The following is a 14,543-nucleotide window of genomic DNA, read 5'->3' as shown; positions in this document are numbered from 1 at the left end:
CCGTTCTTTTAATACTCATTTTGATTTTTTTCTCCATTTACAATTGCTTTTGCTGCCGATGTCCCAATCCGTTTGACGCCTAATTTAATCATCTCCACCGCATCTTCATAGGTTCGAACTCCACCGGCCGCTTTTACCGAAAGTGGCGATGCGTTTTCAATCATCATAATTACCGCAGGAATCGTAGCACCGTTAGGCGCATTATTTTGAGTTTGATAAAAACCCGTTGAAGACTTCACAAAAACAGCAGCATAATCTGCTTCTTTAAAATTAGCCATAACAACATTTTTTATCAAAGTTGACAACTGAATTATTTGCTTATCACTCAAGGCGGCAACTTCAATAATCCATTTGATTATTTTATTATTATCCAATGCTAATTGGGTTCCTCTGAAAATTTCTTCTTTCACCAAATCTACATTACCATTTTTAAAAGCCTCATAATTGCATACAAAATCCAATTCGTCAGCGCCGTCAACAATCGCCTGATTGGCTTCACGCAATTTTTCTTCAATACCTAATTGCCCTTGGGGAAAATCGATTACAGTTCCTATCAGGAGATTCGATTCCGATTCTGAAATTATTTTTTTGGCTACAGCAACCATTTCGGGGCGAATCATGATAAGCTTAAAACGCTCTTCAACAGCTTCTCTTATAAAAGTCTCCACCACAACTTGGTTTTGAGTTTCATCCAGAGCCGCCTGCGAAGCTGTTTTTAAATAAGTGGAATCTATAAAAGGTCTAATATCCATGTATGGTTTTGAATATTTGCAGTTGTTTGAACACAAAAATACATTTAATTTTCTAACTAACTCATTCTTGCTTAGGTGAAGCACAAAAATATAAGGCATAAAAAAAGCTTCTCGATTGAGAAGCTTTTTGTGCGGATAATAGGACTCGAACCTACACGCCTTGCGGCACCAGATCCTAAGTCTGGCACGTCTACCAATTTCGCCATATCCGCTTAATTGTGGGTGCAAATATAAGGATACTTTCCAATATTCAAAGTAAAAAATTAAAAAAAATTATAATTCTGTTTTTTGTATTTTTGAAAGTATCAAAACCCAGCATAATCAATGGAAAATATTACAAATTATATCCAACAACACAAAGAGCGTTTTATCAACGAATTAATTGAACTATTAAAAATTCCATCTGTAAGTGCTGACTCTGCTTATTCCCAGGATGTAATTGACACCTCCGAAGCGGTAAAACGAAGCTTGGAGAAAGCCGGCTGTGATAAAGTCGAAATATGTGAAACCGACGGCTACCCTATTGTATATGCCGAAAAAATAATTGATCCTAATTTACCAACGGTTTTGGTTTACGGCCATTACGATGTACAGCCACCAGATCCAATGGAACTCTGGACTTCTCCCCCATTTGAACCCGTAATTAAAAAAACGGCTATTCATCCCGAAGGCGCTATTTTTGCCCGCGGTGCTTGTGATGACAAAGGTCAAATGTACATGCACGTCAAAGCATTCGAATACATGATTCAGAGCAAAACCTTGCCTTGTAACGTAAAATTCATGATTGAAGGCGAAGAAGAAGTAGGCAGCGTGAACCTAAAAAGCTTTGTCGAAAACAATGTAGCAAAACTAAAAAATGATGTGATTTTAATTTCCGATACCGGAATGATTTCTAATCAGCAACCATCTATAACCACAGGATTACGCGGTTTGAGTTATGTTGAAGTCGAAGTTACAGGACCTAACAGGGATTTACATTCGGGATTGTATGGTGGTGCTGTAGCCAATCCTATCAATATCCTAAGCAAAATGATAGCTTCGCTTCACGACGAAAACAATCGCATTACTATCCCGGGATTTTATGACAAGGTGGAAGAATTATCACTAAAAGAAAGAGCCGAAATGGCCAAAGCCCCTTTCGATATCGAAGAGTATAAAAAAGCATTAGATTTAAAGGATGTTTATGGCGAAGAAGGCTATGTTACCAATGAAAGAAACGCCATTCGTCCTACGCTGGATGTAAACGGAATTTGGGGAGGTTACACCGGTCAGGGAGCCAAAACCGTGATTCCGTCTAAGGCTTTCGCCAAAATCTCGATGCGACTGGTTCCTAATCAGGATTGGGAAGAAATCACCCAATTATTCACCACGCATTTCACCGCGATTGCTCCCAAAGCTGTTACCGTAAAAGTAACTCCGCATCACGGCGGTCAGGGATATGTAACCCCTATTGACAGCATTGGTTACCAGGCTGCCAATAAAGCGTACACCGAAACCTTTGGGATTCCTGCCATTCCGGTGCGTTCAGGCGGAAGTATTCCCATTGTTTCCTTATTCGAAAAAGAACTAAAAAGCAAAACCATCCTGATGGGATTTGGACTCGATAGCGACGCCATACATTCTCCCAACGAACATTTCGGGATTTTCAATTACCTAAAAGGAATCGAAACCATTCCGTTGTTTTATAAATATTTTGTGGAGCTTTCAAAATAATTTAACCGCAGAGTACGCAAAGTTTTTCGCAAAGTACAGCAAGTTTAAAAGAAATAAAATCCGTTCATTACTGAACGGATTTTTTATTTGGGGTATGAAAAATCCATAGTTATGGAATCTCAGCGATTCCGTTCAACAGAGGCTTTATTGTTCGTGCTTCGCACGCAACGAAACCCTAGCTGTTACCAATAGGCATTTATATTGTTATATTTTTTATTGGAATTAATACTGGCTCACTATCATCAAGAGAAAAAGTAAAAGGGAGGGAATATGGTCTCCCAATATTTAATCTAAATACCATAATTCTCTCACCTAAGACATCATATATAGTTGTATGATGTTGATCTAGCTTTTGGCCCGCATTTTCATAATTTTGGTTACGATATGATTGCATTGATAGTCCGTTTATCATAGTGCTATTTAATATTGCGAATCCTAAACTACGCTGGTTGTTATTAGAATTATTAGCTCCAATGACAAAATTTTTCATACCCTTAGACACTTTATCACCCTCATTTATAAATTGTTGTGGAGAACTTTCATATTGCGGAACAAATACAATATCTGCTCTATCATTTTTTGCTTCGATTATAAAATCGTAACAAACATAAACAGAAAAAAGTATTTCGTTTTCACCTACAATTAATCTAATTTCTCTAGGTACTTCATTGGGAAAGGCAATAATTTGACCTTGACTTAAAATCCGCTCATCGTTAGTAATATGTTTTTTGTAAACCTTGATAATTTCTTGGTTAGGTAGAAAGATTGGGCAATATGCATAAAACTCATTACCAATAGTTTCTAAACCACTTCCACCAATAATTACTGTACTATTTTCATTTGAATAATTTCTGTAAATTGGTTCTAAATCATGTGAATAAGTATACTCAGGAAACACAATAAAATCTGAATCAATTTACTCATCCAAAACTCTCTGAATTTTTGTTAGATTATCTTGTGTCAGTTGAATTGAGAAAGGGTTAAAACTTAAAAATGAATCAACTGAACAAATGCTAACTTGAACCATATAGTCTTGGGGTTTTTGAAATACCAGTTTTCCCATAACTAAATAGTTTTTACATTAATTTTTATATCACGAATGTAATATCCAGATGTTTTGCTGACGATAACATTATTGATGCTGATTTTTAAAGATGAATAACTGATAATTCCACCATTCATAACGTCCAGTTCGACAATCTGAAATTTTGATTTCTTAAACTCTAGTTTAAACTCTTTATCGAGTAGAACTTCTTCTTTCGTACCCTTAATTAAAGCTTCGAGTTTAATGTTTAGATTTTTTTGGGTATAAAAGAAACTTGTATCATTAAATTCCAATACCAAATAAAGTTTCTCGTTTTCAGAATCTTTATTGATTTTATTTTCCACAATCTTAATATAGGGCATTGGGAATATAATAAAAATAAGTTCTTCAAGACTTTTAGTATATGGCAAATGAAACCCATATTCCTGGGCAATATCTTTAAGGAATGAAATATCCTCATTCCTTTCTTCGGAATAAATTTGATTAGAAGTGTTTAATGTTAGTAAGTATGAAGGCCAATTCAATTTTGAATCAATACTAAAAAGAGGGTTATCATTTATAGGAAGTAAATCATTTGAAAAATATGATTGTAAATTATCACTTTTTATAATGTCCGCTAGAATTTCAAAAAAATCACCAGAGTATTTATTCCTCCTTTGATATAAGCCAAAAGGAATAACTTCTTTTTTTTCAATGACTTTTACCGTTTTTTTAAAATGAGTGACTGTCTCTACAGTTTTAAGCTTTCTTATTGATCGTGCATAACCAGATTCAAAAACAATTCTTTTTGGATATACAAATTTTTCATTATTATATTCAATCTCTAAAGTACGGACTGTCAAAAATGAATATATGCCAGCTTCTCTTTGAAAGTTTTCCTTAACAAACTCTTTCCAGTCCGAAATTGGACTACTTTTTCCAATAATATTATCTATATTCTCCATAGTTAGTGTATGCTTGCTGGTAACTTGTATATTAGGTCTAACAAAATCAGACCAATCCACCGCATTGTGGATAGATTGCTGTGACAAACTCCATACGTTATACGAATCCAAATATATCAATAAATTATTACAAACAATAGCGCATATTCAAAAACTACAAATAATTATCTTACCCCCTGAGTTGCGTTAAGGATGGAAGCGGCATCCTTTTGCTTTTTTCTTTAAAAAGCAAAAGATATAGCGTACAGCCTGACCCGCGATTGCGAGGAGGAACGAGGAAGCAATCTGGCGGGAAACGCCCAAATTATTATCAACTGTATTTATACCCCAAATAAGGCAGCATTTGCGAATGGAAAACAACGCCATATTTTTCCAATTCTTCCAAAACAGGGAGATACACTTCTTTACGGATTGGGAGTTGGACTCCGGGAGTAGTAATCTTTCCGTTGAGGATTAATAAGGTAGCCATGGCAACAGGCAGTCCAACGGTTTTTGCCATAGCGGTATAGGTTTGATCTTTTCCTATGCAAACCATTTGGGAATCCATTTGGACTTTTTTACCATTGATTTCGTAGCCAAATTTGTGATACATCACAATCATGTCTTTGTCATCGGGCTGGAGTTTCCAACTATCATTGAGGATTTTTTCTAAAATCTGGGCTGGAGTGGCATTTTTAAGCCCGACGATTTTCTTGTCATTGAACAAATCCAACTCCAATAATTTGTCCCACATAATATCATCCTGATCGATTTTAAGTATCAAACGGGTTTTTATCTCCACTGAATCCGTTGGGTGATACGGCAAAAACGAATTGATAAATTGACGATAACTCATGTTTTCGGAATCTTCCATGACATAAGAATCATCGGTCATGCCGAGTTGCACAAACATATTCCAGGCTTTCGAAAAACCAACACGACGAATCGTTCCGCGAAATAAAGTAAGAATATCATCTAAGCCATAAATGCTTCTGTATTTTAAAGAATCCCGATTAGAATACGCCTCAAATCGGCCGTAACCTTCTATTTCCAGAAATTCGGTACGTCGAAACAAAGAATCATAGGGGATGTATTTATACGTCCCTTCCTGAATAAACTTAGCCACACCTCCCTGACCCGCTAACACCACATTGCGGGGTGCCCAGGTAAATTTATAATTCCAAAGATTGGTATCGGATTCCGGTGCTACGAGTCCGCCACAGAAAGATTCGAACAAAAGCATTTTCCCGCCTTTTTCCCTGATTTCGTCAATGACTTTCATGGCGCTCATGTGATCGATTCCGGGATCTAAGCCCATTTCGTTCATAAAAATGAGTCCGTTCTTTTTTACCTCCGCATCAAGAGCCTGCATCGCATCACTGATATAGGAAGCGGTGACCAAATTTTTCCTGAAATTCAGGCAATCTTTGGCAATTTCGATATGCAGATGTGCCGGTAACATCGAGATTACGATGGAGGCTTTTTCAATTGCGGCTCTTCGCTCTTTTTCATTAAAGATATCCAAGGCAATTGGAGTGGCATTAGGATGATTATTGGTTTTCTTTTGAGCCAATTCCAAAGACAAATCGGCAATTACAAGATGCAATTGCTCTTCTTGGGATTTTTCCAAAAGATACTGAATCAGCGAAGAAGCGGATCGACCTGCACCAATAATTAAAATCTCTCTCATAGCTGAAAAATATAACTCAAAAATAAGGAAATGTTTGTGCTAACACAAATGAGAATGATTAATTAACCATCTAATAAAAATAACCGCAGATTCGCAGATTTATTTTTAAACCAACTTATTTGCATTAATTTCTCTGGAGGCTATTTATTTACGATTACAATTTTTATTAAAATCTGCGAATCTGCGGTAAAAAACCAATCTAATTGTCAAATAAAAATTCACAAAACTTTAGCACAATAAGCCGTAAACTATCCTCCAAAAAACTTTTGGTTTCCTTTGATTTCGAATACTTTTGTGTAGAACCTAAACAGAACAAAAATGGATAAAAAAACAATTTCTACAGCGGCTTTACTCGGAATGATTGCAATAATTTTAGGGGCTTTTGGCGCTCATGCCTTAAAAAAAGTACTCAGTATAGAACAATTGGCCACATTTGAAACGGGAGTTCGCTACCAAATGTATCACGCCTTATTTTTATTATTCATTGGGCTACTGCCTGTTTTAAATTCGAAAACCAAAAAAATTATTTATAACCTGGTACTTTTTGGAGTACTGCTATTCTCAGGTTCCATCTATTTATTAGCCACAAATGGCCTTACTCCTATTGATTTTAGAGTAATTGGTTTTGTAACGCCTATTGGAGGACTATTATTAATCAGTGCCTGGACGGTATTGTTGTATAATATCACAAAAAAGTCCGATAAAAATTAAGCTTTCAAAAGGGGAACTAAAATATATGTTTTATCTTTAATATAGAAACCTAAGAACTACTAAATAAGTCACCTTATGATTGTCAACAACTTGTTTTCGCTTGAAAATATCGGAATTAAAAACGCGGAAATACACTATCAATTGAGTCCGGATGAGTTGCACCAATTGACCTTAGATCGTGGAGAAGGAACAGAAACATCTACTGAAGCCTTAGCCATCAATACAGGGAAATTTTCAGGTCGTTCACCACAGGATCGCTTTATTGTAAAAGACAGTATTACCGAAAACGAGGTTTGGTGGGGAGACATTAATATTCCCTTTGAACCGGCAAAATTTGATACTTTATATACCAAACTAACAAACTATTTATCGAATAAAGAAATCTTTGTCAGAGATGCCCATGTATGTGCCGACCCGAATTACAGATTGAATGTTCGTGTCATTACTGAAACACCCTGGGAAAACTTATTTTGCTACAATATGTTTCTCAGACCAACAGCAAAAGAACTGGCTCATTTTACTGCTGATTGGACACTTATCTGTGCACCCAGTTTCTTAGCCGACCCTACAACAGATGGAACGCGTAATGAGAATTTTGCGATATTAAATTTCACCCGAAAAACCATCATCATAGGTGGAACAGCTTATACGGGCGAAATGAAAAAAGGGATTTTCTCTGCTTTGAACTTCATTCTTCCGGTTTTTAAAAATGCCTTACCGATGCATTGCAGTGCCAATGTAGGCGAAGATGGGGAAACCGCTATTTTCTTTGGATTGTCCGGCACGGGAAAAACCACGCTTTCTGCCGACCCAAACCGAAAATTAATTGGTGACGACGAACACGGCTGGACGAGTGAAAACACTGTTTTTAATTTTGAAGGCGGATGCTACGCCAAAGTCGTTAACCTGAGTGAAGAGAACGAACCTGATATTTTCAGAGCAATTAAAAAAGGCGCATTATTGGAGAACATTGTTTTCAAAGAAGGAACAAACGAAGTCGATTACACCGATATTTCAATCACTCCAAATACTCGCGTAAGCTACCCAATTAATCATATCGATAATATCCAAGCGGGTTCTATTGGTACAAATCCAAAAAATATCTTTTTTCTGACTGCCGATTCATTTGGAATCCTGCCTCCTATTGCCCGCTTAACTCCGGGTCAGGCGGCTTATCATTTTATTTCGGGTTATACCGCAAAAATTGCAGGAACTGAAGCCGGAATCAATGAACCTCAGCCTAATTTTTCGGCTTGTTTTGGAGCGCCGTTTATGCCGTTGCACCCAACAAGATATGCCGAAATGTTGAGCAAAAAAATGAAAGATGCCGATGTAAAAGTGTGGTTAATCAACACCGGATGGACGGGCGGTCCTTATGGCACCGGAAACCGAATGAAATTAAAATACACCCGTGCGATGATTACTGCAGCTTTAAACGGTCAGTTAAACGATGTGAATTATCACAATCACGCTGTTTTTAAAATGGCTATTCCTGAATCTTGTCCTGAAGTTCCCAGCGAAATTTTAAATCCTAGAAACACTTGGGAAGACAAAAACTTATACGATACTAAGGCAATCGAATTGGCTCAAAAATTTAGAGAAAATTTCATGAAATTTGAAAGTTATGCTAATGACGAAATCCTTGCTGGTGCTCCAGAAGTTTAAATCCATTTTTTCTATAAAACACAAAACCCGACAACTAATCAATGTCGGGTTTTATGTTTGCGTAAAAGTGGAGGCTCAATAGGCTTGAATCAAAACATCAGTAGGAATATGTAATCTTTCATGTAACTGTCTGATCATTTCCAATGATAATTTTCTTTTTCTATTTAAAATTTCACTTGCTCTACTTTTAAGTCCAATTATATTTGCCAAATCGTTTTGATTATAGCCAAGTTGTTCCATGCGAAATTTTATAGCTTCAATGGGATCAGGCAAGCCAATTGGAAAATTCTCATTCTCATATTGGTCAATCAAAATTCCTAATATTTCCAATTCATCCCCTTCTTTTGAGCCAGCTTTTGCATCAAAGATTGCTTCAAGTCTTTCTATAGCCTGATTGTAATCTTTGTCCGTTTTTATAGGTTTAATTTCCATAGCTTTTAAATTTCATTTGCATTAATCTTGTCGTATTCTGCATGCGTTCCAATAAATCGGATCCAAACCATTTGATAGTCGAAATTTATTTTAACAATCAATCTGTAATTATTTCCTTTGATATTAAAAACTACACGATTTTCATTTAAAATACTTGCACTTGGGTATTCTTTTTTAATTCCATTTGGATTCTTCCATTCTGATTTGCTGGTTTCCTGAAACCATGATTTTAATTGCTGTTCGCAATCTGCATGTGTTTCCCAAAAATCCCTCAATATTTTCTTTGCAATTACTCTCAAAGACTTAATTTTTGACAAAGATAACAAAAGTTCCCGAATTGGGAATATTTATTAAAAATATTCAACACTAAAACACCTTGCTCCGCAAAGTTGCAAACTGGTAGCTGTTCCAAACGAACAGCTTTTTTTTATTTGAAAAACCCTTAAACAAATACATATCAATTATTTACACTATGATTCGTTTTTTGGCGTTAAATTTGTAATCTATACACAAGCTAAAAAAATCAATCATGTTAAAATCATTTTTTATCCTCTGTTCCGGAGCCGACAAAAACCTTCTCGAAGGATGCTCCGAAGGGGAACAAACAAAATATGTAGGGATTGGCGCAACGGTTTTCTTCACTGCTGTCATGGCTTTTATAGCCAGTGCTTATGCACTTTTTACCGTATTTGACAGTGTGTATCCCGCAATTGCTTTTGGGGTGATTTGGAGTTTGCTGATTTTTAATCTGGATCGTTTTATTGTTTCTAATATTCGAAAAAGAGAGCGTTTTGGGAGTGAATTTCTACAGGCCACACCCCGAATTGTATTGGCAATTATCATCGCTATCGTTATTTCGAAACCTTTGGAAATTAAAATTTTCGAAAAAGAAATCAACACGGTTTTATTGAAAGAAAAAAATGCCATGGCTTTGAATAACAAAAAAGAAGTGGCTAATTATTTCAAATCGGATTTGGATAAGAACAAGGCAGAAATTGCCACTTTAAAGAATGAAATCACCCAAAAAGAGAAAGAAGTCAATACCTTATACGAAACCTATATTACCGAAGCCGAAGGAACCAAAGGCACCATGAAACTGGGAAAAGGCCCTGTGTTTAAAGAAAAAATTGCCAAACATAATTTGGCTTCAGCCGAACTCGACACTATTAGAAAAAACAATCTGATAAAAATTGCCGAAAAAGAAAATCAGAACAAAACGCTTCAGGCGGATTTAGACAAAAAAGTAACCGAAACCCAACCTATCATTGATGGTTTTGACGGTCTGATGGCGCGAATTAATGCGTTGGGTAAACTACCCTCACTACCTTCCTATTTTATCATGTTATTATTTCTGGCTATTGAAACTTCCCCGATTATTGCCAAACTGTTATCTCCAAAAGGAGAATACGATTATAAATTAGAAGATTTAGAAACGGCTTTAAAAACTACATTGGAACAAGACAAATACCAACGAAGTTTACTCGTAAAAACCAGTGCAGCCATGCACGACAAGGTATATCAGGATATTGCCGAGGACAAGCAATTATATGATTTACAACGAAAAAACGCAACTAATTTACTGGAACTGCAATCCAATAACTTTTTAGAAAAACAGAAGAAAACTTTATAAAACACAAAACCCGACAACTAAAAAGTTTCGGGTTTTGTGTTTTTTTGGTGAATAGTTGTTTACAAAATCTGGCGCAAGCTTCACGCTTGTGCTCACAATCTTTTAATGGTTTTGCTTTACGGGCACAAGCGGGACGCATGCACAAGCATGGGCAATCGTTGTTACTTTATTAATTATTATCTGATTCGTTAATTTCTATTTCTTGTGTCTTTTCTGTGCTAATTTTTTGGTCATATTTTTTCATAGGGGAATCAGATTTATATAATACCTTGCCACAAGGAACAACTTTACTCGAACCATCTAAATGGATTTCTTGATCATCAAAGAATATGTGTGCTCCAAAAGCCTTTAATACATTGTCTTTTGATAAACCTCCCATAAAATAAGCTTCGTCTACATATACACCCCAATGTCTTAAAGTTTTGATTACTCTCATATGACTTGGAGCATTTCTTGCGGTAACAATTGCAATTCGTAATGGGGTCAATTCAATTGTCATCGGAAGCTTTTCTTGTATTTTTGACAACTTTTTAAGTAACTCAGCGAAAGGACCATCATTTAATGGAACATCCTCATTTTCTTCTTCGTGCTTATGGAATGCTTGTAAATCTTGTGTTTTATATATTAGCTCAGATTCTTCTGAAAAAACTACAGCATCTGCATCAAATGCAAATTTGACACGTTCTGTCTCAGGATTGTAATGCGATGGAGGATCGTAGATTAGAGCTGTAGCACAATTTGAATTATCAATTATTTTTTGAACTTCTTTTTCGTCTTTAGAAAGAAATAAGTCAACATCAAACGCATCTAAAAAAGGAGATAAGGGTTCACCGCCTGAAAAAGCCCATCTTGTTACAGGTAGCTTATAATGTTTAATTGCTTTTAATACTCTTACTCCTGTTTCAGGACTATTTCTTGACATTACAACAACCTCTACAATTGGTTTCTTTGGGTCAACATAGTCATTTAATTTTAACAATGCTTGAATTAATGGAAAAGCAGTTCCTTTTTCAAGTAATTCATCCTCATGTTCTAATTGATATTTTCTAAAACCTACAATATTTTCTTTTTTGAAGATTTCATTTTCCTTTTCAAGGTTAAATAAGGCTCTTGAAGACACACCTACAACTAATATTTCTGAAAAGTCTAATGCCATAATTATTTCTTAATTTGTTTAAAGTTCTATTTTGCAATGTCTCACAACGTTTGCAGATTTGCGATGAGCATATTTTTACTCTAAAGTTGATGCGGAGCACGTTCTCCACCTATTACAAATATGATTTTGACAGTAGTTTTATTTCAATGACTTTGTTTCTACTTGTGATTTAAACGACTTATTATCTTGACCTTCCTCTGATTTAATAGCCATAACCTGTGGATATAATTCTGTTCCGTCCTCATATATTTTAGATTTTATTGTCGCCATAGCTTGCATAGCAGACTGAATAGTTGATTGATTGATTTCGGAAGGAAGTGGCAAAACAGCAGTAACGTCTTTAGATTTTATTCCAATAATCTCAAGCATTAATGTCCCGCTTACTTTATTTGCTTTTGCAGCCAATCCAATTGCAAAAAGGTCTCCTAAATTAACGCCAGATTCCATTGCTGTAACATTTGCTATAATTCTTAGACCTACACCAACTCTTTTATAACCAGCTATTTCACCCTTATTATTTTTTTCTCGAAGTGTAGCAAACTTCATGTAGTCCATTGTTATTTTATAACTACTTCCTTTAATAGAAAAACTAGCTGGACCATAGCCAAGTTTTCCTTCTCCACTGAATTGTCCAACTGAAACTAAAACCGTCTCATTTGCTAAAAAACCAAGTATCTCATTTTTTTTGAGTTTTAAAGGATATTTGAAGACAATCTCTCCATTTTCCACTATTGCAACTTCCTCTAAATATTCTATTGGATCAATAGGTTCAAATCCTCTGAAGTTTTCATACGTTTTTCCTTGTGTTAATATTTTTGAAGAATCGCAACTAGTCAAAATCAACATAGTTGTCAAAATAAAGAATGTCTTTTTCATATTGTTTGTCATTTAAAATTACTGCTAACTAGTTTGTATCTATATAATATGCCATACAAAACAACCCAATTTTGGATAGATAAGCATGATATGCTTTATTCATTTTCAAATATATAAAAAAATCTTACAAAAAAATATATTACTTTATTATTTCCGTTTTATTTATCTTAAGATTTTGAGCTGGATTTCTAATTTATGAATTTTCATCAATTGCGTCTGGCTTTAGCCAGATGATTAGATTTTGCAAAACAAAAAAGACTTTAGCCAAATCCGTATTTAGATTTCGGCTAAAGCCTATTAGAAATTTTAATTTTGAAATGGCTTAAAAGCCATTTCTATTGATTTTTATAGAAGCGGATATCCTCTTTTGTTTGCTTTATGCTAGCCATCTATTCTATTTTCCTAAAAAACTAGTGTTAAACAGTAATACTATTGGTGTTAAGCACCTCTATTATTGGTGCTAACTAGGTGGTCTATTGGTTCTAAGTACCAATACTATTGGTTCGAAGCACTAATGCTATTGGTGCTAAGTACCTCTATTATTGGTTCGAAGTACCAATACTATTGGTTCAAACTACCTCTATTATTGGTTCGAAGCACCAATGCTATTGGTTCGAAGTACATATACTATTGGTTCAAACTACCTCTATTATTGGTTCGAAGTACCAATAGAGCAGCTGTTAAACCTCTATAATTGCGTTGAATGACAAAAAAGCGACAAAAAAAATCGCCTCTTTTATTGCTAAAAGAGGCGATTTAAAGATTTCCAGAACCCTATCAGGGTTTTAAACCCTGATAGGGTCTATTAAAAACAATTTACTTTTTAGCTGCATCAATCAATTGCTGAATGCTGTCCCAGCTGTAGTAATGAAACGTCATTCCGTTGCTCATGGCTACAAAAAGTCCGTTTTTAAATTGTCCTCCTAAGTTTACACTTGTTACATCGGCGCCATCACATTCTATGGTAGAAGTTGGAATTTCGGCCAATAATGGATATTCATTTGGATTTCCATTAGCTCCTTCTCTTGGATACACCATAAAAGTATTGGCTTGCTGGTTGGATACCAAAATATAACCTTTGGTTGCTGATTTTTTATAAATAGCAATTCCTTCGTTATCGGCTTTAAAGTCTTTTTGCCCAAAAAGGGCTAATTCGTTATCATTTTTAGCGGCTGGATCAGCAACATATTTTCGGATTCCAAATTGTTCATCGCAATATAAAATAGTCCCTAATTCGTTATCCACGGCAATGGCTTCAATTTCTTTTTTACCACTGTAGTTTCCAAATTTACGCACCACCGTTGCACCCGCTTTTCCGTTGCCTGCATCGGTCAATTCGTACTGCCATAAATAACTTCCCGAAGGCCCGTTTTTTCTGCCCACCACAGCAAAAATCTTTTGGTCGCTTGGACGTGTGTACAAGGCAATTCCCATTGGGGCGCGCATTAGTTCTCCTTCAAAAACCGGAATCCCTCCATTGTCAATCGGTTTCAAATCAGGAAGACTAAAAATTCTGATTCTGTTATTTTCCCTTTCGGTGGTTACAGCAACATCTGTTTTTTTGCCGTTTAGTATTAATCCGTAAGCAATATCCACATTGTTAGGTCTCATTAAAACCTCCGATTTCCCAATGATTTTTCCGTTCAAATCAAAGGCGTACAATCCGCCATCGGTATCTTTATCTGTACCAATAATAATGCTTTTGGTAGCATCTGTTGGGTGTATCCAAATCGAAGGATCATCAGTATCGTGTGGTAATGCTTGTGTAACTACTGCCGGTTTCAAAGCATCTTTTCTAACAGCTGCCAATTTGCTCCCGCAAGACGCCGCTGTTAATCCTAAAAGGGCAATTGCTATGTATTTTGTTTTCATATTTTCTTATACCAATTATTGAGAATGGGACACAGATGAAACTGATTTTAACGGATTATCACAGATTGTGATTTACAA

At 35.6% G+C, this 14,543-nt stretch carries 13 protein-coding genes and 1 tRNA gene; 4 read left to right on the top strand and 10 right to left on the bottom strand.

What is annotated here, in order from left to right; genetic code table 11:
• Window positions 1–8: 8 nt before the first annotated feature.
• Complete coding sequence (gene deoC, locus BIW12_RS08740; protein WP_071184770.1) at window positions 9–752, bottom strand: deoxyribose-phosphate aldolase; 744 nt, start codon at window positions 750–752, stop codon at window positions 9–11.
• A 130-nt stretch (window positions 753–882) separates the two neighbouring features.
• A tRNA-Leu gene (locus tag BIW12_RS08735) sits at window positions 883–964 on the bottom strand.
• 112 nt (window positions 965–1,076) lie between these two features.
• On the opposite strand from BIW12_RS08735, the gene BIW12_RS08730 reads away from it, so the two are divergent.
• Complete coding sequence (locus tag BIW12_RS08730) at window positions 1,077–2,465, top strand: dipeptidase (RefSeq protein WP_071184769.1); 1,389 nt, start codon at window positions 1,077–1,079, stop codon at window positions 2,463–2,465.
• Window positions 2,466–2,661: 196 nt separating this feature from the next.
• Here BIW12_RS08730 and BIW12_RS08725 read toward each other — a convergent pair whose 3' ends face one another.
• From BIW12_RS08725 to BIW12_RS08715, 3 genes are all read right to left on the bottom strand, one after another.
• Window positions 2,662–3,363 carry a hypothetical protein gene (locus BIW12_RS08725; protein ID WP_071184768.1) on the bottom strand — a complete coding sequence of 234 codons (702 nt, stop codon included), beginning with the start codon at window positions 3,361–3,363 and terminating at the stop codon, window positions 2,662–2,664.
• Window positions 3,364–3,530: 167 nt separating this feature from the next.
• Window positions 3,531–4,541: a hypothetical protein gene (locus tag BIW12_RS08720; protein ID WP_157499513.1), complete on the bottom strand. Its 1,011-nt coding sequence runs from the start codon at window positions 4,539–4,541 to the stop codon at window positions 3,531–3,533.
• Between the two features lie 223 nt (window positions 4,542–4,764).
• On the bottom strand, window positions 4,765–6,123 hold the full coding sequence (locus BIW12_RS08715; protein ID WP_071184766.1) for a saccharopine dehydrogenase family protein: 1,359 nt from the start codon (window positions 6,121–6,123) through the stop codon (window positions 4,765–4,767).
• A gap of 318 nt (window positions 6,124–6,441) precedes the next feature.
• On the opposite strand from BIW12_RS08715, the gene BIW12_RS08710 reads away from it, so the two are divergent.
• Both BIW12_RS08710 and pckA read left to right on the top strand, forming a co-directional pair.
• Window positions 6,442–6,834: a DUF423 domain-containing protein gene (locus BIW12_RS08710; RefSeq protein WP_071184765.1), complete on the top strand. Its 393-nt coding sequence runs from the start codon at window positions 6,442–6,444 to the stop codon at window positions 6,832–6,834.
• A gap of 75 nt (window positions 6,835–6,909) precedes the next feature.
• Window positions 6,910–8,499, top strand: a complete 1,590-nt coding sequence (pckA, locus tag BIW12_RS08705) for a phosphoenolpyruvate carboxykinase (ATP) (protein WP_071184764.1) — start codon at window positions 6,910–6,912, stop codon at window positions 8,497–8,499.
• A 75-nt stretch (window positions 8,500–8,574) separates the two neighbouring features.
• Here pckA and BIW12_RS08700 read toward each other — a convergent pair whose 3' ends face one another.
• Window positions 8,575–8,931, bottom strand: a complete 357-nt coding sequence (locus BIW12_RS08700) for a helix-turn-helix domain-containing protein (RefSeq protein WP_071184763.1) — start codon at window positions 8,929–8,931, stop codon at window positions 8,575–8,577.
• 5 nt (window positions 8,932–8,936) lie between these two features.
• A complete protein-coding gene (locus tag BIW12_RS08695) occupies window positions 8,937–9,230 on the bottom strand; it encodes a type II toxin-antitoxin system HigB family toxin (RefSeq protein WP_071186253.1) in 294 nt (97 codons plus the stop codon).
• 230 nt (window positions 9,231–9,460) lie between these two features.
• On the opposite strand from BIW12_RS08695, the gene BIW12_RS08690 reads away from it, so the two are divergent.
• Window positions 9,461–10,561: a DUF4407 domain-containing protein gene (locus BIW12_RS08690; protein WP_071184762.1), complete on the top strand. Its 1,101-nt coding sequence runs from the start codon at window positions 9,461–9,463 to the stop codon at window positions 10,559–10,561.
• A gap of 169 nt (window positions 10,562–10,730) precedes the next feature.
• Here the strand turns inward: BIW12_RS08690 and BIW12_RS08685 are convergent, their stop codons facing one another.
• The 3 genes from BIW12_RS08685 to BIW12_RS08675 form a co-directional block, all read right to left on the bottom strand.
• Window positions 10,731–11,717: a 5'-nucleotidase gene (locus BIW12_RS08685; protein WP_071184761.1), complete on the bottom strand. Its 987-nt coding sequence runs from the start codon at window positions 11,715–11,717 to the stop codon at window positions 10,731–10,733.
• Window positions 11,718–11,855: 138 nt separating this feature from the next.
• Window positions 11,856–12,593, bottom strand: a complete 738-nt coding sequence (locus BIW12_RS08680) for a hypothetical protein (protein ID WP_071184760.1) — start codon at window positions 12,591–12,593, stop codon at window positions 11,856–11,858.
• A gap of 816 nt (window positions 12,594–13,409) precedes the next feature.
• Window positions 13,410–14,465, bottom strand: a complete 1,056-nt coding sequence (locus BIW12_RS08675; RefSeq protein ID WP_071184759.1) for a phytase — start codon at window positions 14,463–14,465, stop codon at window positions 13,410–13,412.
• Window positions 14,466–14,543: the final 78 nt, after the last annotated feature.

The organism is Flavobacterium commune (assembly GCF_001857965.1).
In the GTDB taxonomy this organism is placed as follows: Bacteria; Bacteroidota; Bacteroidia; order Flavobacteriales; family Flavobacteriaceae; genus Flavobacterium; species Flavobacterium commune.
Note: the sequence above shows the minus strand (reverse complement) of the source record. Positions and strands in the feature narration are given on the sequence as shown.

Excerpts from the sequence above, each read along its gene's own strand:
- deoC (WP_071184770.1), bottom strand. The coding sequence starts at position 752 with ATGGATATTAGACCTTTTATAGATTCCACTTATTTAAAAACAGCTTCG.
- BIW12_RS08730 (WP_071184769.1), top strand. The coding sequence starts at position 1,077 with ATGGAAAATATTACAAATTATATCCAACAACACAAAGAGCGTTTTATC.
- BIW12_RS08715 (WP_071184766.1), bottom strand. The coding sequence starts at position 6,123 with ATGAGAGAGATTTTAATTATTGGTGCAGGTCGATCCGCTTCTTCGCTG.
- BIW12_RS08710 (WP_071184765.1), top strand. The coding sequence starts at position 6,442 with ATGGATAAAAAAACAATTTCTACAGCGGCTTTACTCGGAATGATTGCA.
- pckA (WP_071184764.1), top strand. The coding sequence starts at position 6,910 with ATGATTGTCAACAACTTGTTTTCGCTTGAAAATATCGGAATTAAAAAC.
- BIW12_RS08700 (WP_071184763.1), bottom strand. The coding sequence starts at position 8,931 with ATGGAAATTAAACCTATAAAAACGGACAAAGATTACAATCAGGCTATA.
- BIW12_RS08690 (WP_071184762.1), top strand. The coding sequence starts at position 9,461 with ATGTTAAAATCATTTTTTATCCTCTGTTCCGGAGCCGACAAAAACCTT.
- BIW12_RS08685 (WP_071184761.1), bottom strand. The coding sequence starts at position 11,717 with ATGGCATTAGACTTTTCAGAAATATTAGTTGTAGGTGTGTCTTCAAGA.
- BIW12_RS08680 (WP_071184760.1), bottom strand. The coding sequence starts at position 12,593 with ATGAAAAAGACATTCTTTATTTTGACAACTATGTTGATTTTGACTAGT.
- BIW12_RS08675 (WP_071184759.1), bottom strand. The coding sequence starts at position 14,465 with ATGAAAACAAAATACATAGCAATTGCCCTTTTAGGATTAACAGCGGCG.